At 61.1% G+C, this 1,066-nt stretch carries 2 protein-coding genes; both read right to left on the reverse strand.

Annotated features, from left to right (window positions below; translation table 11 throughout):
- On the reverse strand, window positions 1-602 hold a 602-nt coding region (locus tag KGL31_14210; protein ID MDE2323032.1), incomplete at its 3' end, for an acyl-CoA dehydrogenase family protein.
- 23 nt (window positions 603-625) lie between these two features.
- Window positions 626-1,066: thiolase family protein (locus KGL31_14215; GenBank protein ID MDE2323033.1), on the reverse strand; the 441-nt coding region annotated here is incomplete at its 5' end.

A 1,066-nucleotide genomic window follows, 5' to 3' on the forward strand; every position in this document is an offset into this window, starting at 1 on the left:
CCGTCCACCTTGGCGTAGGTAATGTATAGATCGGCAAAGCCGGCATTCGTGATGAACTGTTTCGTGCCGTTCAAGATGTAGAACTTTCCGTCAGGTGAGAGGACCGCCTTCGTTTTGGCGCTGAGCGCATCGGAGCCGGAGCCTGGCTCTGTGAGCGCGTAGGAACCGATCTTTGTCCCGGTGGCAAGAAGGGGCAGATAGCGAGCCTTCTGCTCGGCGGTGCCGAACCAGGCGATCGGGAGCGACCCGATTCCCGAGTGGTCCAAGACCGAGATGGCAAAGGAACCGCCCTCAATCATCTGTTCGGCAATGACTGTAGAGGTGATCAGGTCCAGTTCCAAGCCACCGTACTTGGTCGGGATGTCCACCGACAGCAGTCCCAACTCCCCCGCCTTCTTGAAGAGCTGCAGCGTCAGGTCCCAGTCCTGGTGCTCAATCTGCTCGGCCTTGGGCTTGACCTCGGCCGCGATGAACTCGCGCGTCACCTTCAGCATCATCTGCTGTTGCTCACTCAGGTCTTCAGGCGTGAAGACCTCCTGAGGAGGTGTCTCGCAGATGAGAAAGCTGCCGCCCGCAACGGGCTCAGGCTTCGAGGTAGTCATCTGGTCATCCTCCGCCCTAACCCCTATATCCGTTCAAAGATGCCCGCAGCCCCCATCCCCCCACCGATGCACATCGTGACCATACCATAGCGAGATGCGCGTCGTCCCATCTCGTGCAGCAGCGTGGCCGTCAGTTTCGCTCCGGTGCATCCGAGCGGATGACCCAGGGCGATTGCACCGCCGTTGACGTTCATCCGAGGAGTAGGGAGCTTCAGCTCGTGGATGACGGCAAGGGCCTGTGCGGCGAATGCCTCGTTCAGCTCGATCAGGTCGATCTGGTCAAGGGTGAGGCCGGCGAGCTTGAGCGCTTTAGGGATCGCCTCGACCGGTCCAATCCCCATGAGATCCGGCGGCACGCCTGCGACGGCAAATGCCTTGAAGACCGCGAGCGGTCGCAGTCCCACTTGGCGCGCCTTCTCCCTTGACATCACTAACACCGCGGCCGCGCCGTCGCTGGTCTGCGA

It is taken from the genome of Candidatus Methylomirabilota bacterium (assembly GCA_028870115.1).
GTDB lineage: Bacteria > Methylomirabilota > Methylomirabilia > Methylomirabilales > Methylomirabilaceae > Methylomirabilis.